Genomic DNA, 25709 nt, shown 5'->3' with positions numbered 1-25709 from the left:
CCTACTACTATGTGATAACCGCGTCCAACGCTTACGGGGAAAGCACCAAATCCGTTGAAGCAAGCGTGTCCATTCCCTTACCGAATACAGCACCGACGACTGTGATCACTTCTTATTCCAACGGCCGGTATTTAAATGTGAATACGCCGATATTGACATGGGCTTTTAACGATCCGGATGCCGGTGACATCCAAACCGCCTTTCAGATTCAAGCTTCTTCCGATAATTGGACCACGATTTCAGCAGACTACGGAGAAATTGCAGATGCTTCCGAATTGTATACAATGGGGGCTTTAACCGACGGGGAATGGGCTTTGAGAGTTCGAACCAAAGACAGACACGGAGTATGGTCGGAATGGGCATATCGAAGCATAATCATTGACACTGTTGCACCAATCGCAACGGTCAGCTATAGCGCTCTCAATCCGACCTACCAAGATGTGGTCGTGACGGTTATCCCAAGTGAATCTGTTATAGTAACGAACAATAACGGGCTTACTCAGTATACATTTAGTCAAAATGGAAGCTTTACCTTTACGTTTGAAGACGCTGCCGGGAATACAGGCAGTATAATGGCTGCCGTCAATAACATTGATAAAACGGCACCGATCACAATCGACGATGCTCCGAAAGGCTGGGTAAACAAGAATATAACGGTGAGCCTGCTTGCCGCCGACATGGGCTCAGGTGTAGCCGCAACCTATTACGCAGTCGATGGCAGTACTCCACAAACCGGCAATACGGTGACCATCACTTCTGAGGGGATTCATACCCTTGTGTATTGGAGTGTGGATCGTGCCGGTAATGTGGAGGAGATGAAAAGCCTCTCCCTTCACCTGGATAAAACGGGACCATCGATTCAGCTCATGCTGGATAAAACGACACTATGGCCCGCCAACAATAAGCCTGTCACTGTAACAGCAACCGTTTATTCGAGCGATAATCTATCGCAGATTGATTCGATTGTACTGACTTCAATTACGCCAAGCATTCCTGATGACGGAGTCGCACAAATGATTGGAGAGGCTCAATATGGAACTCTGGATACTTCATTCACTTTACTGGCGAAAAAAGCGAGTGAGAAAATGGACCTTGTCTATTTAGTGAAATACACAGCTACGGATAGGGCAGGAAATAAGACAGATGCAATTGCTTCAGTAACAGTACCTCATGATCAGTCAGGAAAATAATAAAAAAGCGATGAGGCTATCACATAAGTAGATATTTTCTATGAAGAATCAGCTTATTCTTTCAAAAAACCGCAAAAAAGCAGCTGCAAAATAGAAGTACCCCAACGAACTCATATTATTATGAGTTCGTTGGGGTACTTCACTTCGTTCAGTAAATGGAGTCAAACTGGATTAACTGCCCTCATAACGTTTTAAGGCAGTGGCTCAGCCGGAACGTTAGCGATCGTAACCGCCTCTGTAAATTTGGCAGTCGTGTTCTGTCTCAATCGCATATTAGCAGAACCGGAGATACTCGGATTAATTTGAATACTCACAATCTTCTCCGCATGACCGCTTGCATCAGCTGTTAATGAGAAGCTCGTGCTGTAACCGTAGGTGGATGGCCATGTACCATTGCTATTTTGAACCTTAGCGACCTGGGTACCTGAACTATTATAAATGCCAATATTATAGCCGGTTGTTGTTGAATTTGCTGTTAAGCCATTTAGAATAATCTTCACTTGAAAAACGGCCTGATTAGGCAGTTGCGCTTGATGGACAAAAGCAAACGGATCTGTCGTATTCGTGGCGGTACTATATCCGTAAGATCCTACTTTAAATGTTGATGGATCCCACCACTTATAACCAGCTGCAGGTGCTGCCCAAGGCTCGGCCTGCGGCTCTGTTGTATTAGCCGGCTGCTCCCATGAGTAGAGTGTAGTTGCTGAATCCAATGTAAGGCCTGTCACCTGCGTTAAACTTGTATAACTTTCTTTGGTTGCCAACCAGTTCACCATATTTACTAAAAGAGAAGCGTCATTCTGCTCTTGGAATCCCGCATACGTAGTTTTCGTACCGCCTGTCTCTTCCCTCTTATACTTTGGCGTCGCATCTTCAACTGGTGAGGAATCGCCAATGAAACCGGCTTTGCCTGCACTAACTTTGGAAACAGCAACATAAGGACCTTCTGCTACACCTCCGCCGTTGTATACCCCTTGATCCACAGCACTAGCCCATTTGGTCGTCGTCGCTGGCAGGTAAACAATACCTTTGGCTTTGTTCGGGTCTGTAACCGCTAAAGTCGAGCCTGCATGCATAGCGACCGTGGAGACACCACTCGTAATGTTAAAAGCCTGAGAGGGGCTCACGATATTATTCGCTGTAATATCACCTAATGCGTTATAACGGAACTTCACACCGAAATTGGCCGACAACCAATCAGAGCTTGCAACACCCTGCATCGCTGCCGAAGCTGCTTCTGCTGTGCTCATACCTGAAGCTGGATTCGTCCACGCGCCGCGGCGATAGCCATTGAACACTTCCGAGGCGTCCCAACGATTTTTATTACGATCTGCATTATAATGATCGCCAATAAAGAAGATACTGCCGCCGCCTTGCACATACTCAAGCATGGCGCTTTGCTCAGATGTCTTGTATGGAATGTTAGCCTCACCAATAACGAACACATCATACGCTGTTAAATCGGAGAGTGTAATCGCTGTACTCTTACGCAGTTCTTTTACAAAATAGCCTGCATTTCCTAATGCGCTAGCAAAATCAGAGAAACCGCCGTCAATAACCCAATCAGCCGCACCTGCCGTTTGACCGTGCGTATTGTCAAACAGCACCTTTTTGCCATTCGCCGTTGTCGGCGTTATCGATGGCGCGGGGTCATTCGGACCTTCCGCAAAAGCTTGTGGAACAATGCCTAACAATGATACGGATAATGCTGCGGTTAAACAGAATCTTCTCCAGTTTCTTGTTCCTAGCAAGCTATTCTTCAACATCAAATCCCACCATCCCATGGATTTTTTAGCCAATTGTGCTGGCCTATGCCTATCGTAGCATAGACCATTAACTGGGAATAGTAGTTGGAAAACAATTTACAAAATTAACAAAAAATTGTGCATCGCCACAATAAAATGAACAAAAAAAAGAACCAACCACTATTCGCATAGGTAGTTGATCCTTCATCTTAAAGCGTATTAACCCGTTACAACTTTGATTACGTTGCGAACAGAGTTTGCTGTTTTGTCCAAAGCTGTTTTCTCTTCCTCAGTCAGCTCGATGTCAAGAATCTTCTCGATACCGTTAGCACCAAGTACAGTTAGAACGCCCATGAACAGATTGTCGTAGCCATATTCGCCTTCAAGAAGAGCGATAGTTGGGATGATACGTTTTTTATCTTTAAGGATTGCTTCTGTCATTTGCACAAGGGAAGCCGCTGGTGCGTAGTATGCACTACCGTTACCAAGCAGGTTAACGATTTCGCCGCCGCCAGTACGTGTACGTTGAACGATCGCTTCAATACGGTCAGCTGGGATCAGCTTCTCGATTGGCACGCCGCCAGCGTATGTGTAACGAACGAGTGGAACCATGTCATCGCCGTGTCCACCGATAACAACACCTTTAACATCCTCAACAGATACATTCAACTCTTGGGAGATGAACGTCAGGTAACGAGCTGTATCGAGTACACCGGATTGACCGATTACGCGATTTTTTGGGAAGCCAAGTGCTTGGAATGCTACGTAAGTCATCGCGTCAACAGGGTTACTCAAGATGATAACGATGGAATCAGGAGCTACTTCTCTCACGTTCTCACATACGGATTTCACGATTCCTGCATTCGTGTTTACCAAATCGTCGCGGCTCATACCCGGTTTACGAGCGATACCTGCTGTGATGATAACGATGTCGGAACCAGCAGCATCCGCATAGTTGGAAGTACCCGTGATTTGGCTATCGTACCCTTGAACTGGACCTGCTTCGAGCATGTCAAGCGCTTTCCCTTTTGTAGGGTTTTCCAGTTGTGGAATGTCGAGAAGAACAACGTCACCAAGTTCTTTTTGAGCTAACATAAGAGCAGTTGTTGCTCCCGTGAAACCTGCGCCGACAACGGTAATTTTATTACGACGAATTGCCATTTGAGATGTACCTCCTAATAGTTTTTAGTAGATCCACTTTTTCGCAAAAAATTAAGCCATGTTTTTGATGATTTCGTTCGCGAACTCGGAACATTTGATTTCTTTCGCGCCTTCCATCAAACGAGCAAAATCATAAGTTACGGTTTTGTTGTTGATGGATGTTTCCAAACCTTTGTAGATCAATTCAGCCGCTTCCAACCAGCCAAGGTGCTCAAGCAGCATAACGCCAGATAGGATTACAGAACCTGGGTTAACTACGTCAAGACCAGCGTATTTAGGAGCTGTACCATGCGTAGCTTCGAAGATTGCGTGACCAGTCAAGTAGTTGATGTTTGCTCCTGGAGCGATACCGATACCGCCAACTTGTGCAGCAAGTGCATCAGACAGGTAGTCACCGTTCAAGTTCAATGTTGCGATAACGTCGAAGTCAGTCGGACGAGTCAATACTTGTTGCAAAGCGATGTCAGCGATAGCATCTTTTACGATGATTTTGCCAGCTGCTTCAGCGTCTTTTTGAGCTTTGTTAGCTGCTTCAGCGCCTTCAGCTTCTTTAATGCGATCGTATTGTGCCCAAGTAAATGTTTTGTCAGCATATTCACGCTCAGCAAGCTCATAACCCCAGTTTTTGAACGCGCCTTCTGTGAACTTCATGATGTTACCTTTGTGTACCAAAGTTAGCGTTTTACGGCCGTGTTTGATCGCGTACTCGATTGCAGCGCGTACCAAACGCTCAGTACCTTCGGAGGATACTGGCTTAACGCCGATTCCTGAAGTTTCTGGGAAGCGAATTTTGTTAACGCCCATTTCGTCTTGAAGGAATTTAATAACTTTCTTAACTGCGTCGGAACCAGCTTCCCACTCAATTCCAGCGTAGATATCTTCTGTGTTTTCACGGAAAATAACCATGTCAACCAGCTCAGGACGTTTAACTGGTGAAGGAACGCCATCGAAATAACGAACTGGACGGGAACAAACGTAAAGATCTAATTCTTGACGAAGTGCAACGTTCAGGGAACGAATACCGCCACCGATTGGCGTCGTAAGAGGTCCTTTGATGGACACGATGTATTCGCGCATAGCTGTTAATGTATCGTTAGGCAGCCAGTTGCTGTATTTGTTAAAAGCTTTCTCGCCGGCAAAAACTTCATACCATGCGATTTTTTTCTCGCCTTTGTATGCTTTCTCAACTGCAGCATCCAGAACGCGTACGGAAGCAGCCCAGATATCAGGACCTGTACCGTCACCTTCGATGTAAGGGATGATTGGGTTGTTAGGTACTTGCAGAACACCATTCTCGATGGTGATTTTTTGACCTTCTTTTGGAAGTTCGTAGGATTCGAATTGTGGCATGATTAGTTCCTCCTTAGATTTGTTTAAAATGATTCGTGAGAACATGTAGTGCATTACGTTGCGTGCTTTTGGCAATGCCTTCCGACCGCTGTTATCATCCTGTCCAATTGAATTGATTTTATGGTATGGACACGATTCTAAAGGCGGGCACTACGTTTCTCCAGGCACTGCCAAGCACTCCACTTAGCTACTTAGGTGTAACGAGGTACATTTAAAAGCAAATTTAACTCGTCACCGTAGATGTAAGTAGGTAAACACACAAAAAGTGACGGGAGTTGCGGTACTCCCCCGGAGTTAGCCGAGGACGGGTACCGAACTGCCCGCACATGGAGTTAAAGTGACAATTAGCGTGCGCTAATTGGAATGTATTTTTGGTTAACCGGACCTGTGTACTCAGCGCGTGGGCGGATCAAACGGTTGTTTTCGTACTGCTCCAAGATGTGGGCAGCCCAACCGGATGTACGGCTGATCGCGAAGATCGGCGTGAACAGGTCGCGTGGGATTTCCAACGTTGTGTAAACGGAAGCTGAGTAGAAATCAACGTTTGGTTTCAAGCCTTTGAGGCTAGTGACCAATTCGTCTGCTTTAATGGACATTTCGTACCATTTGAGGTTGCCAGTTAGTTTACCAAGCTCATGGGACATTTTTTGCAAGTGCTTCGCACGCGGATCTCCGTTTTTGTAAACACGGTGTCCAAAGCCCATGATTTTGTCTTTACGCTCTAATTTATCGTTGATGTAAGGAACAACGTTCTCTACAGTACCGATCTCTTCCAGCATCGCCATAACAGCTTCGTTCGCGCCGCCGTGAAGAGGTCCTTTGAGCGTGCCGATCGCTGAAGTAATACCGGAGTAGATGTCTGTTAATGTTGCAACAGTAACACGTGCAGCGAATGTGGATGCATTCAGCTCATGGTCAGCGTGTAAAACCAATGCTTTGTCCAAAGCTTCGATAGCGATTTTATCCGGTTCGTTACCTGTTAGTTGGTACAAGAAATTAGCAGCAACAGAAGCATATCCTGGGGATGCTAAAGGTTCTTTACCTTCACGGATACGAGCGAAAGCTGCGATAATGCCAGGAATTTGTGCTTGCAGCTTGATTGCTTTACGCACATTGGATTCAGGGCTCAAATCGTTCGCTTCTTCATCATACAGTGCAAGAGCCGATACTGCTGTACGAAGAGCAGCCATGGAATTAACATCTTTAGGGAATGCTTTAATCTGGTTGATAACCGCATCAGGCACCTTGCTGTAAGCGTTCAGGTCGCTTTGCAGTTTCTCAAGCTCAGTTTGATTAGGCAACTTGCCGAACCAAAGCAAATAAATAACTTCTTCAAATGTCGCATTTTCTGCGAGGTCATCAATATCAATCCCGCGATACGTTAGCACACCATCTACAATGGAGCTGATCGACGAGGTCGTGGCTACAATTCCTTCTAAACCTTTGGTTGCAGACATGGGAATCTCTCCTTAGCTACTCTATTAGCAAAAAATTGCTTTTTTCCTAACTTAATAATAAAGTATTTTGCTTAGTAAGTGAACAAAAGCAGACATAAAACTTCATTATCACTATCATAAAGAATCTTTTTGGCGGAAATCGTCACTGTTTTTTTGAGCCATCTCTTCTAAACACACGATACAAGTTTTTGTTAATTCCCCCGAATTATGCACCCCAGCAGGAAAAGTTTGTCGAGTCGTGTTGAGATTGATACAATGTAGGCAAAGTAAAAGTGATTTCTCTCTGAAAAAGGAGCAAATACATGAGCAGCAGCAAAAGTATCGGCATCATTGATATCGGATCCAACTCGATTCGACTTGTTATCTACGAAATTAATGCCCATGGGGCATATCGCGTTGTCAGTGAGCATAAGGATTCCGCTAGGCTCAGCGAGCGCATCGGTTCCGATGGCATTTTATATAGCAAAGATATTATTTCTATTGTCCCCATTCTATCCCACTACGCTCTGTTATGCAAAGTTCATGAGGTTCAGACAATAAGGGCCGTAGCAACGGCAGCCATACGTAACGCGGCCAATTCAGCTGAAATTGTGCGAATTCTCCAAGAACAGACTGGACTTCGTATTGAAGTTCTGAGCGGTACCGAAGAAGCCCGTTATGGCTACTTAGGTGTAATCAATACAATCGATATCCGGGACGGCCTGATCATTGATATTGGCGGAGGGAGCACGGAAGTCACATTGCTTCGTAACCGGAAATTGCTGCACAGCGTTTCCTTTCCATTCGGTGCAGTGAACACCACACGCCAATTTATGAAAAACGGGAATCTGACCGAGCAGGAAATGGGCGATATTCGTCGGATGGTTGAAGATGCGATTTTGGCTCATCCTTGGATTGCCGGTTCTCCCAATCTGCCTATGATTGGTCTAGGCGGAACGATTCGAACCCTTGGCAAAATAAGCCAAAAACGCAGCAAATACTCGCTTCAGCTTGCCCACAACTACACGTTGAAGCCTGGGGAGCTTCGTGATTTCCTCCTATTGTTATTCTCCATGCCATTGGAAAAACGAAAAAAAATAGATGGTCTCTCCAAAGAGCGCGCAGATATTATGGTTCCGGGACTGATCATTATGGACACCATATTCGAAGCAGCGGGTTCATCGGCGTGCATTATCAGCGGATCAGGGCTTCGTGATGGCCTCTTCTACGAAACATTTGATCCTAAACACCCAATCAAGGAGGATGTTCTTGAAGCAAGTATCCATAATTTGCTTTTGCTCCATCCGAACGCCGCTGTGAAACATGTCTCTCATGTAGATAAATTTGCCATGCAGCTTTATCATACACTCACCGCTCCGCCCGAATCGGAAGATCGAAGCCAAAGATACTTGCATACCGCTGCCCTCTTGCATCGAATTGGAGCCAGTGTCCATTATTACCATTACCTCAAACATACAGAATATATGATGACAGGGGCGCATATCGACGGTCTCAGTCATCGAGAAATTGTTATTTGCTCTTTCATTGCTTCTTACAAAACAAAAAGCCGGACCCACCAACAAGTCCTAGCTTACAAGGACCTTTTGATGGAATCCGACGCGGCATTAATTATAAAGTTAGGTACGCTGCTTAAATTAGCAATAGCTTTGGATCATAGTGAGACACAGCCAGTTCAAGAGCTGCAAACAACGCAAACCGAATCGACCTTAACTCTCAAGCTATTATGTATCCACAACCCAATTATGGAGCTAAAGGAACTCGCGGCTATAAGCAAAGATTTCGAAAAAATCTGGGGGCTGAAGCTTAAGACTCAAGCCGGAGTTTTTTCCATGAAGTAATTTTCATCGCCTCGAACTGGCTCCGATAAGGGGTCAGTTCATTTTTTATGCGACTGTACATCCCGTTGGGCATCAATTCTCTTGCTTTGACGTTATCATGCAGAGTGACATTCAGAATTTGAATCATCACTTTCTTCATTTCCCGATCAAGAACAGGGCACATCAGCTCAATACGACGTGTCAAGTTACGTGTCATCCAGTCAGCTGAAGATAAATATACATCAACTAATCCGCCATTTTCGAAATAATAAATGCGGGAATGCTCCAAGAAACGATCTACAATACTCCGAACCGTAATATTCTCGCTAATCCCAGGCACCCCTGGGCGCAAGCAGCATACGCCGCGAATAATTAATTCAATCTTCACACCTGCTTGCGACGCCGCATACAAGGCATCTACCATCTCTTGATTGGATAATGAGTTCATTTTTGCAATAATTCGGGCTGGTCTGCCCGCTCTAGCATGTTCAGCTTCACGTTCGATAAGCTCGAATAGCTTATCCTTCAAATCCGTAGGAGCCACAGCGAAAGACTGCCAATCATGAGGCGCGGAATAGCCAGTAATTTCATTGAAAAGCGCAGAGGCATCCTCTCCAATCACACTATTTGAAGTGAATAGCCCTACGTCTGTGTAAAGACGGGCTGTGCTGTCGTTATAATTCCCCGTTCCCACATGAACATATCGGCGGAGTGTCTGCTCTTCTTGTCTAACGACGAGTGTTATCTTGGCATGCGTTTTGAGCCCAACAAGTCCATAAACCACATGACAGCCTGACTTTTCAAGCATTCTTGCCCATGCAATATTTCGCTCTTCATCAAATCTAGCTTTCAGTTCAACTACAACCGTGACCTGCTTCCCGGACTCCGCGGCTCTGGCTAACGCTTGAATAATTGGCGAGTTTCCGCTCGCTCTATACAGTGTCATTTTGATCGCGAGCACTTTCGGATCATAGGCAGCATGGATGATGAAGTCTGTTACTGCGTCGAACGTTTCATAGGGATGATGCACCAATACATCCTTTTGCTTTAGAACCTCAAAGAAGTCAGTCGTATCCTCAAATTCTATGGGATATTTGGCAGCAATACGCGGATAGCGAAGATTTTCATAGCCATTCAACGTACCGGCCAGCTTCATGAAATATGTGATGTCCAGCGGTCCGTCAATTTCAAAAATTTGTTCTTCAATCTCGAACTCATCCTGAAGTTGTGCAAGCGCATAAGGATGAATGCCCTCTTGTACTTCAAGTCGAACAGGAGAGCCCCAACGTCTGCGTCTAAGCTCCTTCTCGATCTCCTCTAGCAGATCTTCCGCCCCTTCCTCATTGAGCGTTAAATCCGCGTTTCGAGTCACCCTGAACCCATGCACGGAAATCGGGATGTATCCACTGAACAGCGATTCTATATGATGCTCGATCAATTCTTCAAGAAGAATAAATTCTGTTTTTTTACTATTTGGCCGTGTTGGCACAGGAATATAACGGGATAAATTGCTAGGTACTTGAACGATGGCGAAATAAGGCTCATCATCCAGATCATCCCCTTCCCGCACAAGCAAGACAGCTAAATAAACAGATTGATTATGTACAAGTGGAAATGGACGACTTTGATCCACGGCCATCGGCGTTAATACGGGAAAAATAATATCATGATAATAAGCATCCATGGCTTTTTTCTGTGTCGTATTCAAATCTTCAAATTCCGTAAACACAATGCCTTCTTTGGTTAACAGTCTCGTTACTTCACGATACGTTTTGTACTGTTCTGTTACCATTTTGGCTGTGCGCTTCATAATCCGTTTAATAAGGCCGGCAGGGGTGTAGCCTGTGAAGTCTTTCTTGGTATACCCAGCCTTGATTTGATCCTTCAGTCCTGCGACACGAACACTCATGAACTCATCGAGATTACTGGATACAATTGACAAAAACTTCACACGCTCAAGCAGCGGAGTGCTCGCATCTTGCGCTTCCTCTAGAACACGCCAATTGAACTCGATCCAGCTTAAATCCCTGTTTAAGTACTTGGTCGAAATCTCTTTGACTTCCTTGACTTCTTTGAGCTCTTTAACTTCTTTCAAATCAGGTTCGCGCGCAATACTCATAAAGCCTCCACTTATATTTTCTTATGTTTTCTATCTGTGCCATATATCATCATTGTACTATGCGTGCTCTACACCGACAATGCAGAATCCCCTGTTTTAATATATGAAGATTTTGTAAAGGTGATGTTATTTCCGTATTTATCCATGATCATGTTACAATGAAAAGACTTGAAACAAGGAGAGAAAAAACCATGGGTATCCTGAATCCGCGTTTAGTTCACCAGATTTTCAGGGGCATTTGGGTGGCGCTAATTATTGTTCTAATCGGACTCGCTTTCTACTATGTAATCCCACTGATTTACCCATTTATTTTCGGCTGGATTCTAGCTCTTATGCTCAATCCTCTTGTGAACTTCTTCCAATTCAAAGTGAAATTGCCGCGCTGGCTTGCCGTTACCTTATCCATGTTGTTATTTCTAGGTGCCATGGTTACGGCCATAACCTTGCTAGTCGCGAATATAGTCGTAGAATTAGGTTCACTTGCGGATACCTTACAGATTCAAATTAACCTTTGGGTGGAGCAATTCAATGTTTTCATTAATTCTACAGCTTTCCAAGATTGGATTGAACGTATTAATCAGTTTTTTGAAAATAACCCGAAATATCAAGAAACCGTCAACAACAATTTATCTTCGACAGCAGGCTCCATTGCAGACGTGAGTAAGTTCATTATTGGCTATGTATTTGATACTTTGAAAAGATTTCTAACTTCTTTGCCGAATATCGCAACCATCACCATTATTGTAATGCTGGCCACCTTTTTCATTAGTAAAGATTGGTATCAGCTTATCAAACGGTATAAAGGAATCTTCTCCGACATGATTGTGAAGACAACCCAATTGATTCGGACGGATTTGCAAAAAGCACTTTTCGGCTACATACGCGCCCAACTGATTCTTGTTTCGCTGACCGCTCTAGTGGTCATCATTGGCTTGCTGGTCTTGCGCGTTGACTATGCCATAACCATTGGTTTATTAACAGGCTTAGCAGACCTAATGCCGTATTTGGGGACAGGTGCAGTCATGGTGCCTTGGATTTTGTATGTTTTCTTTGCGCAAGGAGACTTTTTTCTCGGAATCGGCCTCAGTGTACTGTATGGCGTCATCGTGATTGCCAGACAGATCATGGAACCTAAGGTGCTCGCTTCCTCAGTAGGATTAGACCCTCTGGCTACGTTAATCGCCATGTTCGTTGGATTGAAACTATTCGGACTCCTCGGGCTTATTGTGGGTCCTGTGACTCTCATTCTGATTGCAGCGTTCTATCGCGCAAGAATTTTTCATGATATGGCGGCTTACATACAAAAAGGCTCGGTTCCTCCCAAATAAGCGGAGTGAACGAGCCTTTGTTCTTTATCTACGTTTTATGATATTAATTCCGCCTCTTCCGATTTGTTTTTGAATCAGTGCAAGCAGCATAACCTTGAAAATCGGTCTCGTGTAAGGAAATACAAGTAGAAATCCGAAAATATCCGTGATGAACCCCGGTGTAATTAATAAAATGCCTCCGATGAAAATACAGATTCCATCCAACAAATGCTGTGTAGGCAGTTGGCCCTGAGACCACTCAAACTTGGCATACTCCAGCACTTTGCGTCCTTCCCGCTTGGCGAAATAAGCACCAAGGAAGCCGCTTATAATAATAAGCGCGAAAGTTGTCCAGCCTCCTACAAAATGCCCAAGTGTGATGAGAAGCGTAACTTCTATGGCAGGCACTAGAATAAAAATGGCAAGAATGATACGAAACATAAGCTCAGCCCCTTTTATGAATACTTAGCTAACAGCTGCCATAATTCTGGCGCTTCCTTCTCTATACGTATTGGCTTCCAAGAAGGATTCACCCAAACGTGATGTGTTGCTCCAGTCACAAGTAATTCCCCGGTAGGTTGTGCAGCAGAATCTGCGGTTAGAGCCATCATTTCTTCCGAAACTTTACGGATTTCATAGGCAAAATGGAGCCGAATACTGCTCCTGTCAATCACACGCGTGTTCACGCATACCAAGTCATCATAACGAGCAGGCTTCTTGAACTTAATCTCTGCTTCAACAAGCGGCAGCAATAGCCCTTTCTCCTCAATTCGCCGGTAAGGGTAACCAAGCTCCCTGATAAGTTCGGTCCGCCCAATCTCGAACCACGTCAAATAGTTGGCATGGTACACAACCCCCATTTGATCCGTTTCTTCATATCTCACACGAAACTGATGCTGATGCCAGCGCTCCTGAGTCATGATGATGTATTCCTCCAGTAACAAGTCTTAGAACAATTATAGCACAGCTAGGATTAGGGATGGGTAATGCTGAAGGTGTACTCAGTGCGGGTTTGAGTGCGTAAGTTCCGTTCGGTGCTAGTTTAAAATAAAAAAGAGTGAAGCGAGAATAATCTCGCTACACTCTTTGCTATACCTACAGAACGCTCGCTTGACCAGAGTAGATAACGCCAACTTCTGGATAAATCGAAACTTCTGTGCCGTCTTTGATTAATTCCACTGCGTTCTCAACGCCTACAATGACTGGAATTCCAAGGCTTAAAGCGACTACTGCCGCATGGGAAGTGATTCCGCCAACTTCGGTAATCAACGCTGAAGCTTTTTGTACAGCTGGCATATATTCTTTGTCCGTCGTTACGGTTACAAGTACAGCACCGTCAACCATTTTCGCATTGGCTTCTTCAGGTGTACGAGCCGTTACTACGATACCGCTTGCCGTTTGCATGCCGATACCTGTTCCTTTGGCAATCATCTCGCCTACTTGATGAACCTTGATCAAGTTCGTAGTTCCGGAGCGTCCAACGGGAACGCCAGCTGTAATAACGACGATATCCCCAAGAGACACGATACCTGTTTTAATGCTGCTATCTACCGCAAGGTTGAACAGCTCGTCCGTCGTTTTCGCTTGCACACCCATTACCGGAATAACACCCCATACAAGAGACAAGCGGCGAATCACTTGCTCACTAGGAGTAACCGCGATGATCGGCGATTTCGGACGGTATTTGGATACCATTCTTGCCGTGTATCCACTTTCCGTTGCCGTAAGAATCGCTTTTGCACCTAACTCCAACGCAGAGTTAGCGACAGCTTGAGAAATCGCTTCTGTTACTGTAACTTGCTGTGCTTGAGCTTGACGAAGGAAAATTTCTTTATATTCCAATGCCTCTTCCGCACGTTCAGCGATACGGGCCATCGTTTGAACGGACTCAACCGGATATTTACCTGCAGCTGTTTCACCGGACAACATAACTGCATCCGTTCCGTCGAATACCGCATTGGCTACGTCACTTGCTTCTGCACGCGTTGGACGCGGGTTACGCTGCATGGAGTCGAGCATCATCGTTGCCGTAATAACCGGCTTACCTACGATGTTACATTTTTTGATCATCTGTTTTTGGACAACAGGAACATCTTCAGCTGGAATTTCAACCCCTAGATCCCCACGAGCAACCATCAGACCATCGGATACCTCAAGGATTTCGTCTAAGTTGTCAACGCCCTCTTGGTTTTCGATTTTACTAATGATTTGAATGTGTGAAGCATTGTGTCTTTCCAACAATTCACGAATTTCCATAACGTCACTTGCTTTACGAACGAAAGAAGCCGCGATGAAATCTACGCCTTGCTCGATACCGAAGACGATATCGTTGGCATCCTTTTCCGTGATACCCGGAAGACTGATTTTCACTCCTGGCACGTTAACGCCTTTTTTACTTTTAATCGTTCCGCCATTAACAATGCGGCACTCGATTTCTGTTCCACGAACATCAACAACCGCAAGACCAATTAAACCATCATCGATTAAAATGGTAGATCCAACAGCAACGTCACGCGGCAGATTCGAATACGTAACCGAGATACGGTCAGCATCGCCCAAAATTTCTTCTGTCGTCAAAATGATGTGCTTGTCCTGAACAAGCTCAATCGGCTCTTCTTTCAATTTTCCCGTACGAATTTCCGGTCCTTTGGTATCAAGCAAAATAGCTGCTACTTTGCCTGTCTCAGCGGATGCAGCGCGAAGGTTGCGGATACGTGCGCCATGCTCCTCAAAATCTCCGTGGGAGAAGTTAAGACGGGCAACATTCATTCCCGCTTCTAGAAGCTTTTTCAAATTCTCTTGTGATTCGCTTGCAGGTCCAATGGTACAGACAATTTTCGTTTTACGCATGGTTTCCCTCCTGAGTGAATGTGAACCGGCCGATCTCTCTAAATTTGCGGTAACGGTCCTCGAGTAGCTCCTGTTCGTTCATACTTAGCAAATGCTGAAGCTGTTCCCAGATAGCTGTTTTGATCAATTCTGCTTGTGCTGCTAAATCCCGGTGTGCGCCACCTTTAGGCTCTGGAATAATACCGTCGATCACCTTAAGCTCCAAGATATGATCCGCAGTAATTTTCATTGCTTCTGCCGCGTGTAAAGCTTTGGAAGCATCTTTATATAAGATGGAAGCCGCGCCTTCGGGACTAATAACCGAATAGATAGCATTCTCCAACATTAACACCTTGTTACCTACACCTAAGCCGAGTGCGCCGCCACTGCCGCCTTCCCCAATAACAATACAGATGATCGGCACACGAAAAGAGGCCATTTCCAGTAAATTTCTGGCAATCGCTTCTCCTTGGCCGCGCTCTTCTGCAGCATTCCCAGGGAATGCCCCCTTGGTATCAATAAACGTCACAATAGGACGCTTGAACTTGTTCGCTTGACGCATCAAACGCAGCGCTTTACGGAACCCTTCCGGATGCGGACAACCGAAGTTACGAGCAATATTGTCCTTCGTGTCTTTCCCTTTTTGATGACCGACAACCGTAACTGGAATGCCGTTCAACTTGGCTAATCCACCTACAATCGCAAGGTCATCTCCATAAAGGCGATCACCATGAAACTCTATGAAATCTGTGAAAATGGTGCCAATATAATCAATCGTTGTCGGCCTTTGCGGATGGCGGGCCAACTGCATTTTCTCAGCAGAAGACATATTCGCATAAAGCTCAACTTCGAGTTCAACGTATCTTTCTTCCAAACGGCGGATTTCCTCTGAAAAGTCAATTTTCTTCTCAGCGCCAAAAGTACGCAGTTCCGCAATCTTCTTCTTTAGTTCCGCCAGCGGCTGTTCAAACGGCATTTCACCCGCCATAAGTCGCCTCCCCCTTCACTCCGTGCATGTCTAACAGCTTGATTAACGTAGGACGTATATCCTTACGGCTTACGACCTTATCGAGCTGACCATGCTCGAGATTGAATTCAGATGTCTGGAAATTGTCCGGCAGTTTCTGTTTAATCGTTTGTTCAATAACACGACGCCCCGTAAATCCAAATGGAGCAGCCGGTTCAGCAATAATAATATCGCCTAGCATAGCAAAACTCGCAGAAACACCGCCGAAAGTCGGATCTGTAATAATAGAAATAAACAATCCGCCTTCCGCGCCGAGCTTGGACAAAGCAGCGCTTGTCTTCGCCATTTGCATCAAGCTTAGAATGCTTTCTTGCATACGAGCTCCACCTGATGTTGAATAAATGATAATTGGTACTTTCTTTTGAATTGCAGCTTCGATCGCTCTGGTTATTTTCTCCCCAACAACGGAGCCTAGTGATCCACCCATGAAGTCAAAACTCATAGCCGCAACAATAACCGGATAGCCACCAATCGTACCTTCCCCGGTCATAATTGCATCTTGTAATTTCGTTGTACTCTTCGCTTTATCTAATTTCTCTACGTAATCAGGGAACTCCAAAGGATCCTCGGAGATCATGTCTGCGTCGTATTCCAAAAACTGACCTTCATCGAGCGTTAATTGGATACGTTCGGGCGCGCTTAATCGATAATGATAGCCACAAGCTGTACAAACTTTTAGATTTTTCTCAAGCTCTTTGCTCGTTTGGATCGTACCGCATTTCGGGCATTTATTCATTAAACCTTCGGGAATATCCCGTTTTGTTTTCTCAGAAGGAATCGTTGCATATTTACGCTTTTGAAATAAATCCTTTAGCACATTTCCACCTCTACTTGGCTATTATCTTGAACTTCTGACAAGCCACGTTACTTACTTCTACTTTTCATTATCTATGTAAAATAGAATTGAGCACTTCCTGTACTTCCTCTACTTCGCCTTCTGGTACGACGATTTCGAACTGATTTTTGGATAAGGAGATACCCCGAACTTGTACGAGAAATCCTTCTTCCGTCAGCCTCTGTTTAATCCGCTCTGCAATCTTCGCGGTAGGAGCTATGTATATCACCGTCCACATGAAAAAAAAACCTCCTATGACGTGCAACTACATGGATTAGGGCAAGTTAGTAACGATGATCATTAACATCCTACATAAGCATAGGCGCACACAATGGAATAATGATATCATAATTTCTCTTTTGCCCGCAACAGAGCACGATCATTAAAAAAAGTGAAGTCTGAACTATTTGAGCTAGTCCAGACGTAATTTACTGCTATAATCAGGCGCATGCTCATTCTGATGAGCGATTCTGGCAGAAGCGGCTGCTGCTAAACCACAGATCAAATCATCCAGAAAAACATGCACAGAACTTCGATCATCATTCAATGTTCGGATAATACCCATTTTTTCCTTATCTAAATAGCCAAAGCTAGTTAAGCCAATCATCCCATATACATGAACAATGCCTAGGGCCAGAGTTTCATCGACGCCGAACAGAGGTTCATCCGCTTCAAGAATCGATTGCAAAGGCTCGGGTAACAGCTTTTTCTCTGCCAATTCATCAAGAGCAATGCCCGTATAAAGCGTATACTGCACTTCCCGCTTGGCGAGAACAGCCAGCACACTTTCGATACACTCTTCTTGCGAAAGTTGATCATTATAGGGCTTTTGCAGCTTGAACACAATTTCAGAGATTTGCTCTACCGTTACACCACGTCTTTGCAGCAACTGGATCATATGTTGTTCGGTCATAAGTCTCCTCCTACGCATGTAATAAGCCCCTGAAATGCCGGGTTCCTATTCATATGCGGAGGATGCAATCTTTATTTCACTCTGACCGAATCTTTACCCATGATGGTCTCAATCATACGGAACAAATCCTTCGAAGGATCGACCAAATATTGGTCGCTCAGGGCCAAGAGCTTGTTGCTGCTTTCGTAGAAAAGCGCAACCGCAAGCCCTCCCTTATGCAGCTTCAGCAGCGCCTTCAGCTGCAGCAGCTTATCCGGCTGCTCGCAGTCAGCCGAGATCTTGACGAACACCCGCTGCGCCTTCGGCTCCGCAGCGTTCGTGCGCGCCGGCTGCGCCGCAGCGCGGGACTCCTGGCGGCCCGTCACAGGGGGCGCCTGTGTTACAGCGGCGGCCCTGCGTGCGCCGCCTGAGACGGCAGCCGTGCGCGCAGGCGGATCGCTGACTACGTCAGCTGATCGCCTATGCGCCCCTGGCTGCCGGCGGAGCCGCTGGACGCCCGCAGGGTCGTCCAGCGCGACAAGCTGCTCCGCGAGCAGCTTGGGCGGGTCCTCGTCCTGAAGCTGCAGCTTCGCCCGGACGAGGACGAGTCTGCCCTTCTGCACGAGGGGAGCCGTATTCTTCCAGGTCTCGGGGAACAAGACTACCTCGACCTTATCGATGCGATCCTCCAGCTCCATGAACGCCATGGGCTGCCCCTTCTTGGTGACGATTGTCTTATTTGAGAGAATCATCCCCGCTACAAGAACCTCACTGTTATCTGGCAGCTCGGCTAACTGATGAAGCATAGCCGCTTCCATCTCCGCTAGTTGCTCCGTATAGGCATCAAGCGGATGTCCGGATATATACATGCCAAGAAGTTCCTTCTCGAGCTCCAATTGTTTACTTTGCGGCATCGGAGGAATGTTCGGAACCTCAACCTCCCAGTTCGGTTCTTCAACGAAGCCGAAGAGGTGAAGCTGCAGATCATCCCGTTCCTTGCGCCATTTGGTTGCAGAGGCGATGGTTTCATCGAGAATAGCCATCAGCTGAGCTCGATGCCCGCCTAGTGTGTCAAAAGCTCCACCTTGAATGAGCGATTCAATTACTCGCTTATTACATACGCGTAAATCAACACGTCTGCAGAAATCAAGCAAGCTCTCGAATGGTGACTGCTTCCGTTCATTAAGAATAGCATCAATCGCTTGAGTGCCTACATTTTTGATCGCAGCAAGTCCGAAACGAATCGCCCCGGCCGCAGGATCCGGTGTAAATACCGTTCCGCTGCCATTGACATCAGGCGGCAGCACAGCCAATTTCACCCGCCGGCATTCATCCACATATTCGGCTACCTTCCGATGATTCCCCATGACAGCCGTTAACATAGAGGCCATAAAATATATCGGATAGTGCGCTTTTAAATAAGCTGTTTGGAATGCCAGCACCCCATAAGCCGTTGCATGCGCACGCGGGAAACCATAGTCAGCAAAACGCACAATCATATCATACACATGATTAGCCTCATCGGCGTTAAAACCTTGACGCAAGCTGCCCGAAACGAAATGTGCCCGTTCTTCATCCAGCACTTCCCGCTTCTTCTTGGACACCGCTCGTCTTAACAAATCTGCTTCTCCTAAGCTGAAACCTGCCATTGATGAGGCAATTTGCATAATTTGCTCTTGGTAGACGATAATGCCGTACGTATCTCGAAGGATAGGTTCTAACGTGGGGTGCGGATAGACGACCTCCATCTGTCCGTGCTTTCCAAAAATATATTTAGGTATAAACTCCATCGGACCTGGACGGTACAAGGCCAGAACGGAAATAATATCTTCAAACACAGAGGGCTTCAAATCCTTCAAAACCTTGCGAACACCAGATGATTCCAGTTGGAAAACGCCCGTCGTTTCTCCCTTGCTAAGCATACCGTAGGTCAAGGCATCCTCATCCATGTCCAGTAAATCAAAGTTGAGGCGCACATCTTCCATTTGTGCAATCCAATCAACCGTACGTTCTATAATAGACAGCGTCCGCAAGCCAAGAAAATCCATTTTCAACAGTCCGATGGCCTCCAAATGCTCCATCGTATACTGGGTAAGAGCTGTCTGAGCCGTGCCTTCTTGGAGAGGGACATACTGCGTTAACGGTTCTCTCGAAATGACAACCCCTGCTGCATGCGTTGAAGCATGGCGCGGCATTCCTTCAACACGCATCGCCATTTCAAGCAATTCTGCCGTCTTAGGCTGTCTTGCGACCAGCCCCTTTAAATCAGAGCTAACCTGAAGTGCTTCCGATAAGGTCATACCTAGTTGATTCGGAATCGCCTTGGCCGCACGGTCAACATCCCCATAGGGTACATTTAATACGCGTCCGACATCCCTTACCGCGGCTTTGGCCGCCATCGTTCCGAAGGTAATAATTTGCGCGACATGCTCGTGACCATATTTGGCAACCACGTAGTCAATCACTTCATCCCGGCGTTCATCGCTAAAATCGATATCAATATCCGGCATCGTAATCCGCTCAGGGTTAAGAAAACGTTCAAACAGCAGCTTATATTTCAGTGGATCCACATTCGTAATGCGCAGTACATAAGCAACTAGACTTCCGGCAGAAGATCCCCTGCCCGGCCCGGTCATGATACTCTTTTCGTGCGCAAAACGAATAAAATCCCATACGATCAAGAAGTAATCGGAAAAACCCATTTTCTCAATGACGCTGAGCTCATAAGATAGACGATCTTCTGCTTGTTTCCGCAGCGGTGAATCCGCTGTATGCCACTCTGCTTTAGCAGAATAACGCTGCTCCAGCCCCTGCACACAGAGCTCTCGCAAATAATCTCCAGCTGTGAGGTGATTTGGAATCGGACGAAAGCTAGGCAAAATCGATTTACCGAACTCCAGTTCGAGTTCACAGCGTGAAGCTACAACGCTCGTATTCGTAAGCGCTTCGGGGACATGGACGAATAAACGTCTCATCTCCTCCTCGCTTTTCAAATACATCTGACTCGTCCCCATCTTAAGCCGATCTGTGTCCTCAACCGTTTTGCCAGTTCCAATGCAAATGAGAATGTCTTGCATCACGTGATCTGGTTCAGTCACATAGTGCACATCATTCGTGGCAATAAGCGGTATTCCGATTTCTTTGCTCAGCTCGATCATCGAAATCATCACTTTTTTCTGCTCAATCATCCCATGATCTTGAATTTCCAGAAAGAAGTCATCGCCGAAAATATCACGATAGCGCTCCGCCGCTTTTTTGGCCTCATCATGACGATTGTGAAGCAAATGCTGTGAAACCTCGCTGCCTAAGCAGGAGCTCAAACAAATAAGTCCCTCTGAATGCTTGGCTAAATGTTCCAAATCGATACGGGGTTTATAATGAAAGCCCTGTAAATGTCCGATTGAACAGAGCTTCATTAAATTTTGATAGCCTTGAAAATTTTTGGCAAGCAGGATGAGGTGATAAATCGGCTGTTCTTGTCTAGTCCCTTTATCGCGAATAGATCCCGCTGTGAAGTAGACTTCACAACCAATAATTGGTTTAATGCCTCGCTGTTTGCAGGCTTTGTAGAAGGCAATGGCCCCGTACATGACACCGTGATCCGTCAATGCCAGAGAGGTCATGCCAAGATTAGCTGCTTGCGAAACAAGCTCCTCCATACGTGCCGCACCGTCTAATAAACTGTATTCACTATGAACATGCAAGTGTACAAACGAACTCATCAGCATGTCCTCCCTTCTTTCATTTTATTCCTTATATTTTATCATATTGGTGCTAGGCATTCCCATACATTAAGTATAGAGAGTTTGTCCTCTTTAACTTAGCTGGAAAGGAAGCGATAAGGACATGTATGTCTTTTGGGCAAATATTATCGTGTATTTCTGTATTGCATTCGGGGTCGTATTTGGAGGCAGCATGTTAAGTGGAATAGCAGCCGTGCTCACGCTTCAATCACCGACGGAAAAAATGCTGACCATTTCAGAAAACATTAAAATCTGGGCCATGGTAGCTGCTGTTGGCGGCACGATTGACCCGATACGCTATATTGAAAGCCATGTAGCTATAGGGCATTTGAATCCTGCTATTAAGCAAATCGTGCTGATTATTGTTGCCTTTATAGGAGCTCAGATGGGCACTTCACTTATTCAAATGATCTGCAAAGGGGGCAATCAGCCTTGAGGATCCCTCCTTTTGCCCGATATCAACGTCTGCTTTCGAGCTTAGGACTGATGCTTTCGGGAGCTATCATTGGGAGCGCGGTCTATATGAGCATTCATCAATATAACTACACGCAACTATATGTGGAGATGCATAAATATTTGCAAGAAAATCGTGATTTACGTGCCGATATCGACAACTTAAACAAGACCAAAAATAAGCAATCCTTAATTAATATCGTCAACGTACATTTAGTTCCGAAAAATCAGGAAGAACTCATTAGTGAAGATATTCAGAAAGAAATCGAGAGCGATATTAAAAGCGAGCTCAAGCTCGTCATCGGTCAAAAAGCTACTTACGTAAAAGACGCTCAGCCTCTCTATGAGAAACTGATCACCCAAAAGACCTACATTCTGCATGATAAAAAATATATCGTTGAAGTGAAATCGATCGTGTTAATTCAGACTGAATTAACTGTATGGATTACAGCCCAGGAAAAACGAACATGAGGACTTGGCAAGATTTAAGCGAGATGTGATTGCAATCTCCTCCTAAAATCGCTAAAGTTAACAGTAAACTTGCTTAAAAGGACGGATTAACCACATGTTCGCGATTCAAATCACTTTATTCTCTCTTATTTGCCTGCTGCTTGCCTTATCCGTGTATTTCAGCTTTCGGGCACGCCGTGAAAAGGAGCCCGCCAAACGCGGTCTCTACTCGGCCCGCATGAATATTTGCATGGGTTTGATGCTCGTTCTGATTGCCATCACCCAAATCTTCTTCTTTAGTGAATCCAGCTTTCGCCGTATCTTCGGCACCGTGCTGGTCTTGCTAGGTCTGTTCAACTTATTCGCCGGCATTCGCAATCACGGGCACTTCGATCGCATGCTGCGTTAAATGACTTGAGCGGTTAGCATCGCTTTGGAAACCAAAGTCCCAGCATGATAAATTTCTACATCAATTTTGCCAAACTTACGGCTCACCTCAATGATGGTGGGTCGTATTTCTATTTTGGAGTCAATTTGCAGCGGTTTTAAGAAATAGGTCGACATATTGTCCATGACGAGATCCCCCTTCTTATGTTCCTGCACGATGCGATAGGCCGCTTGGGTCATCAGTGTTGTAAGAACACCTTCCGATACCGTCCCCAAATGATTCGTCATCTGTGGGGTAATAACGCCATGAAACTGAAGTGTCCCCTTCTCATCTCTGACTTCTTCCAGTCCGGACCAGATTAAATCCTCGAACGTTTCACCATTCTGCGGCTGCTTCTGAATATACTGCATGGCTTTCAGCACATCGCTGCGATTAAGCACGCCAAGTATTTTGCGGTTTGTATCTACGACTGGCAGCAGTTCAATGCCTTCCCACACCATCATGTGGGCCGCTGATGCTACCGAAGTTTGGGGCGTAACAGTAAGCGGACTGCGCGTCATAAGCTTATCTACCGTTTGTAGAGAATTAGCGCCCACCATATCCTTCGAGGTCACAACTCCAATAATTCGGTTCCACTCGTCTACGACAGGAAAACGGCTGTACCCTGTATCCTCTGACATGCGCTGCCAGTCCTTCAGTGTACTATTTGCCTTGAGGGCATATAGGGTAGCACCTGATGCCAGGATGTCCTCGACAAGCATAATCTTCTTCTTGATCAATCGATCGTATATGGCTCTATTAATCATGGAGGCAACTGTAAATGTATCGTAGCTGCTCGAAATAATCGGTAGTTCCAGTTCATCTGCAAGGACTTTCACCTCTGTACTGGTGTTAAATCCCCCCGTAATGAGCACTCCTGCGCCTTGTTCCAAAGCACAGATATGGGCACGGTTGCGGTTACCAACGATAAGAAGGCTGCCCGCCTCAATGTAGCGCATCATGGCATCCTGTTCCATCGCGCCGATAACGAACTTGTGCAGCGTCTTGTGGAGTCCCCGTGAGCCACCGAGAACTTGCCCATCGACCATGTTCACGACTTCAGCAAATGTGAGCTTATCAATGTTCTGCCGCAGTTTTTTCTCGACTCTTACGGTCCCGATTCGCTCTTTGGTCGAGACCAGACCTTGATTCTCGGCCTCCTTAATAGCTCGGTAAGCCGTTCCTTCACTGACTTCCATGTTCTTGGCAATTTTGCGAACGGAGATCCGGCTGCCAAGCTTCAAGCTTTCAATATAGCGCAAAATCTGTTCATGCTTCGTTAACGTATCCACGGATTGTGTGTCCAACTGTTACACCTCATTCGCTTGTTCCTGTATTACTCTGTACTACTAGTATAATCGTTCCAAAGCGCAAGAACAATGAAATCAGCTTTTTCTAAATAAAAAATCCAACCCTATTGGATTGGATACTTTATTTGTATTATAGCAAACATACGTTCGTTGTCAAAATGAAATCTCTTCTTCGCTACTTGCGAAACTGCAGAAGTTTCCGGCGACCTTGAACAAGCTGCTCCAACTGCCATTTTTTCATCCGATTGATGCGGCTCATCTCTTTGCGTTTCTCTTCATCCACACCAAGTATTTGATGCAAATGAGAGGCTGTCACAAGCAGGGCCATCACGATCCAGACGACGCTGAACACCATAGGCAGCGACCCTGCATCTCGGAACTCCAATTGGGGAATGGAGTAAAATAGCATGCCTAAAGTTAAGCTCATGTAGACGACATTTTTAAAGCCTTTCAAAATGATCACTCCTTTCGCTTTAGATAAACAAGAACCTATCTCATACTAATGTCATTGTATGAGACAAGTTCTTGTTATATGTTCAAAGCGAAAGATTAAGGCTTACTCAATCTCGAAACCCTGGGTGCTTAGGAAGGGTTTCATATGCTCTCGCGGCCGCTGTGCTTTGGCGGCCATATCCTTGGACCAGGTCGTATCGACTTTGCCGCCGGATCGAACCTTCATATAGTCGCGGATGCTCTCGTCGTACACGTCGACCGCTCCTTCGTTATCCGTATACCGATTCTCATGGTATACGGCTTCTCTCGGGAGCCGCGGCCGCTGCAGCGGCTCTTGATCCGGCATGCCGATGCACATGCCGAAGACCGGGTACACCAGCTGCGGTAAGCCCAGCAGCTGGGACACCTCAGCGGGCTTATTGCGCAGCCCACCAATATACACTACGCCGAGTCCGAGTGATTCGGCGGCAATCGCTGCATTTTGTGCAGCTAATGCAGCATCTACCGTGGCAACGATGAAATTCTCAGCGTTGCCAGTTACCGGGGTGTCCCCGTGACGGTGGACAGCCTGCGCGTAGCGGTGCAAATCCGCGCACCACACTAGGAACAGCGGACACTCGCTGACGTAAGCTTGATTGCCGGCTAGTGCGGCAAGCTGGTTCTTCAGCCCGTCATCCGTAACGTGGATAACGCTATACGCTTGCATATTGCTGGATGTAGATGCCGCTTGAGCGGCTGCCAGAATAGCGTCCAGCTGTTCCGAGCTTACTGGCTCATTCGTAAACTTACGAATGGAGCGATGATTTTGCAATAAAGAAATGATTTCGTTCATTCTTCAACAACCTCTCTTCTATATGTAGAATATATTTAGAAAGTCTCCACCGATATGGTCGACAAACTGTCATAATCTGAGCAACCTCGACTTCACTGAACCAGACTGTCCAACAATCCGTCTCTGCAATTATCCGATACCCGGGAGGAATGTTCAAATAAATAACCGCTATTGCTTGCCAAAAGTGCGCATTTTCAGCTGAAAGCTCCGAAATCGACTTCTCAGCCTACCTACTCCAACTTCAACGCTCTTCCCGCTAACTTTAAGCTCTGTTACCGACCTTATCTCGATCTTCACTCGCCGAAAGCGCGT

22 protein-coding genes are annotated in these 25709 nt (G+C 45.9%); 6 read left to right on the top strand and 16 right to left on the bottom strand.

Annotated elements, in window-relative coordinates; genetic code table 11:
- Positions 1–284: 284 nt before the first annotated feature.
- Positions 285–1190 (top strand): OmpL47-type beta-barrel domain-containing protein, encoded by a 906-nt coding sequence (locus tag QFZ77_RS38150; protein ID WP_483874773.1) that lies wholly within the window; start codon positions 285–287, stop codon positions 1188–1190.
- A 191-nt stretch (positions 1191–1381) separates the two neighbouring features.
- Here the strand turns inward: QFZ77_RS38150 and QFZ77_RS12765 are convergent, their stop codons facing one another.
- From QFZ77_RS12765 to citZ, 4 genes are all read right to left on the bottom strand, one after another.
- Positions 1382–2956: a DNA-binding protein gene (locus QFZ77_RS12765; protein ID WP_307449468.1), complete on the bottom strand. Its 1575-nt coding sequence runs from the start codon at positions 2954–2956 to the stop codon at positions 1382–1384.
- 198 nt (positions 2957–3154) lie between these two features.
- Complete coding sequence (mdh, locus tag QFZ77_RS12760) at positions 3155–4096, bottom strand: malate dehydrogenase (RefSeq protein ID WP_307440000.1); 942 nt, start codon at positions 4094–4096, stop codon at positions 3155–3157.
- Positions 4097–4147: 51 nt separating this feature from the next.
- Positions 4148–5446 carry an NADP-dependent isocitrate dehydrogenase gene (gene icd, locus QFZ77_RS12755; protein WP_307439998.1) on the bottom strand — a complete coding sequence of 433 codons (1299 nt, stop codon included), beginning with the start codon at positions 5444–5446 and terminating at the stop codon, positions 4148–4150.
- A gap of 344 nt (positions 5447–5790) precedes the next feature.
- Positions 5791–6903, bottom strand: coding sequence for a citrate synthase (citZ, locus tag QFZ77_RS12750; protein ID WP_307439996.1), 1113 nt, complete (start codon positions 6901–6903; stop codon positions 5791–5793).
- Between the two features lie 302 nt (positions 6904–7205).
- Between citZ and QFZ77_RS12745 the strand changes: the two genes are divergently transcribed.
- Entirely contained in the window at positions 7206–8741 is a 1536-nt protein-coding gene (locus QFZ77_RS12745) for a Ppx/GppA phosphatase family protein (RefSeq protein WP_307439994.1), read from the top strand.
- Here the strand turns inward: QFZ77_RS12745 and QFZ77_RS12740 are convergent.
- A complete protein-coding gene (locus QFZ77_RS12740; RefSeq protein ID WP_307439992.1) occupies positions 8707–10839 on the bottom strand; it encodes an RNA degradosome polyphosphate kinase in 2133 nt (710 codons plus the stop codon). The genes QFZ77_RS12745 and QFZ77_RS12740 overlap by 35 nt on opposite strands.
- A 191-nt stretch (positions 10840–11030) precedes the next feature.
- Here QFZ77_RS12740 and ytvI point away from each other — a divergent pair, with 191 nt between their 5' ends.
- Positions 11031–12167: a sporulation integral membrane protein YtvI gene (gene ytvI, locus QFZ77_RS12735; protein ID WP_307439989.1), complete on the top strand. Its 1137-nt coding sequence runs from the start codon at positions 11031–11033 to the stop codon at positions 12165–12167.
- Between the two features lie 24 nt (positions 12168–12191).
- Here the strand turns inward: ytvI and QFZ77_RS12730 are convergent, their stop codons facing one another.
- From QFZ77_RS12730 to QFZ77_RS12695, 8 genes are all read right to left on the bottom strand, one after another.
- Positions 12192–12587, bottom strand: a complete 396-nt coding sequence (locus tag QFZ77_RS12730) for an FxsA family protein (RefSeq protein WP_307439987.1) — start codon at positions 12585–12587, stop codon at positions 12192–12194.
- Between the two features lie 14 nt (positions 12588–12601).
- Positions 12602–13066, bottom strand: coding sequence for an acyl-CoA thioesterase (locus QFZ77_RS12725; RefSeq protein WP_307439985.1), 465 nt, complete (start codon positions 13064–13066; stop codon positions 12602–12604).
- Positions 13067–13241: 175 nt separating this feature from the next.
- Complete coding sequence (pyk, locus tag QFZ77_RS12720) at positions 13242–14996, bottom strand: pyruvate kinase (RefSeq protein ID WP_307439983.1); 1755 nt, start codon at positions 14994–14996, stop codon at positions 13242–13244.
- Positions 14989–15963 carry an acetyl-CoA carboxylase carboxyltransferase subunit alpha gene (locus tag QFZ77_RS12715; RefSeq protein ID WP_307439981.1) on the bottom strand — a complete coding sequence of 325 codons (975 nt, stop codon included), beginning with the start codon at positions 15961–15963 and terminating at the stop codon, positions 14989–14991. The genes pyk and QFZ77_RS12715 overlap by 8 nt, the downstream gene beginning before the upstream one ends.
- Positions 15953–16819: an acetyl-CoA carboxylase, carboxyltransferase subunit beta gene (gene accD / locus QFZ77_RS12710; RefSeq protein WP_307439979.1), complete on the bottom strand. Its 867-nt coding sequence runs from the start codon at positions 16817–16819 to the stop codon at positions 15953–15955. Before accD ends, QFZ77_RS12715 begins: the two co-directional genes overlap by 11 nt.
- 67 nt (positions 16820–16886) lie before the next feature.
- Positions 16887–17075 (bottom strand): hypothetical protein, encoded by a 189-nt coding sequence (locus tag QFZ77_RS12705; protein WP_029197080.1) that lies wholly within the window; start codon positions 17073–17075, stop codon positions 16887–16889.
- 174 nt (positions 17076–17249) lie between these two features.
- A complete protein-coding gene (locus QFZ77_RS12700; protein WP_057307279.1) occupies positions 17250–17750 on the bottom strand; it encodes a phosphatidylglycerophosphatase A family protein in 501 nt (166 codons plus the stop codon).
- A 71-nt stretch (positions 17751–17821) separates the two neighbouring features.
- Positions 17822–21451 (bottom strand): DNA polymerase III subunit alpha, encoded by a 3630-nt coding sequence (locus QFZ77_RS12695; protein ID WP_307439975.1) that lies wholly within the window; start codon positions 21449–21451, stop codon positions 17822–17824.
- A 124-nt stretch (positions 21452–21575) separates the two neighbouring features.
- On the opposite strand from QFZ77_RS12695, the gene QFZ77_RS12690 reads away from it, so the two are divergent.
- From QFZ77_RS12690 to QFZ77_RS12680, 3 genes are all read left to right on the top strand, one after another.
- Positions 21576–21908, top strand: coding sequence for a YtrH family sporulation protein (locus QFZ77_RS12690; protein WP_307439973.1), 333 nt, complete (start codon positions 21576–21578; stop codon positions 21906–21908).
- A gap of 86 nt (positions 21909–21994) precedes the next feature.
- Positions 21995–22396, top strand: coding sequence for a sporulation membrane protein YtrI (locus QFZ77_RS12685; protein WP_307439971.1), 402 nt, complete (start codon positions 21995–21997; stop codon positions 22394–22396).
- Between the two features lie 94 nt (positions 22397–22490).
- The gene (locus QFZ77_RS12680; RefSeq protein WP_261302100.1) at positions 22491–22784 is read left to right on the top strand and encodes a YtpI family protein; all 294 of its coding nucleotides are present in this window, start codon (positions 22491–22493) and stop codon (positions 22782–22784) included.
- Here the strand turns inward: QFZ77_RS12680 and QFZ77_RS12675 are convergent.
- From QFZ77_RS12675 to nfsA, 3 genes are all read right to left on the bottom strand, one after another.
- Positions 22781–24109, bottom strand: a complete 1329-nt coding sequence (locus tag QFZ77_RS12675) for a DRTGG domain-containing protein (protein WP_307439968.1) — start codon at positions 24107–24109, stop codon at positions 22781–22783. The genes QFZ77_RS12680 and QFZ77_RS12675 overlap by 4 nt on opposite strands.
- Positions 24110–24287: 178 nt before the next feature.
- Positions 24288–24575 carry a hypothetical protein gene (locus tag QFZ77_RS12670; protein WP_307439966.1) on the bottom strand — a complete coding sequence of 96 codons (288 nt, stop codon included), beginning with the start codon at positions 24573–24575 and terminating at the stop codon, positions 24288–24290.
- A 93-nt stretch (positions 24576–24668) separates the two neighbouring features.
- Positions 24669–25397 (bottom strand): oxygen-insensitive NADPH nitroreductase, encoded by a 729-nt coding sequence (gene nfsA, locus QFZ77_RS12665; protein WP_307439963.1) that lies wholly within the window; start codon positions 25395–25397, stop codon positions 24669–24671.
- Positions 25398–25709: the final 312 nt, after the last annotated feature.

It is taken from the genome of Paenibacillus sp. V4I3 (assembly GCF_030817215.1).
Classification (GTDB): domain Bacteria; phylum Bacillota; class Bacilli; order Paenibacillales; family NBRC-103111; genus Paenibacillus_E.
This window is presented reverse-complemented; position numbering and strand designations above follow the sequence as displayed.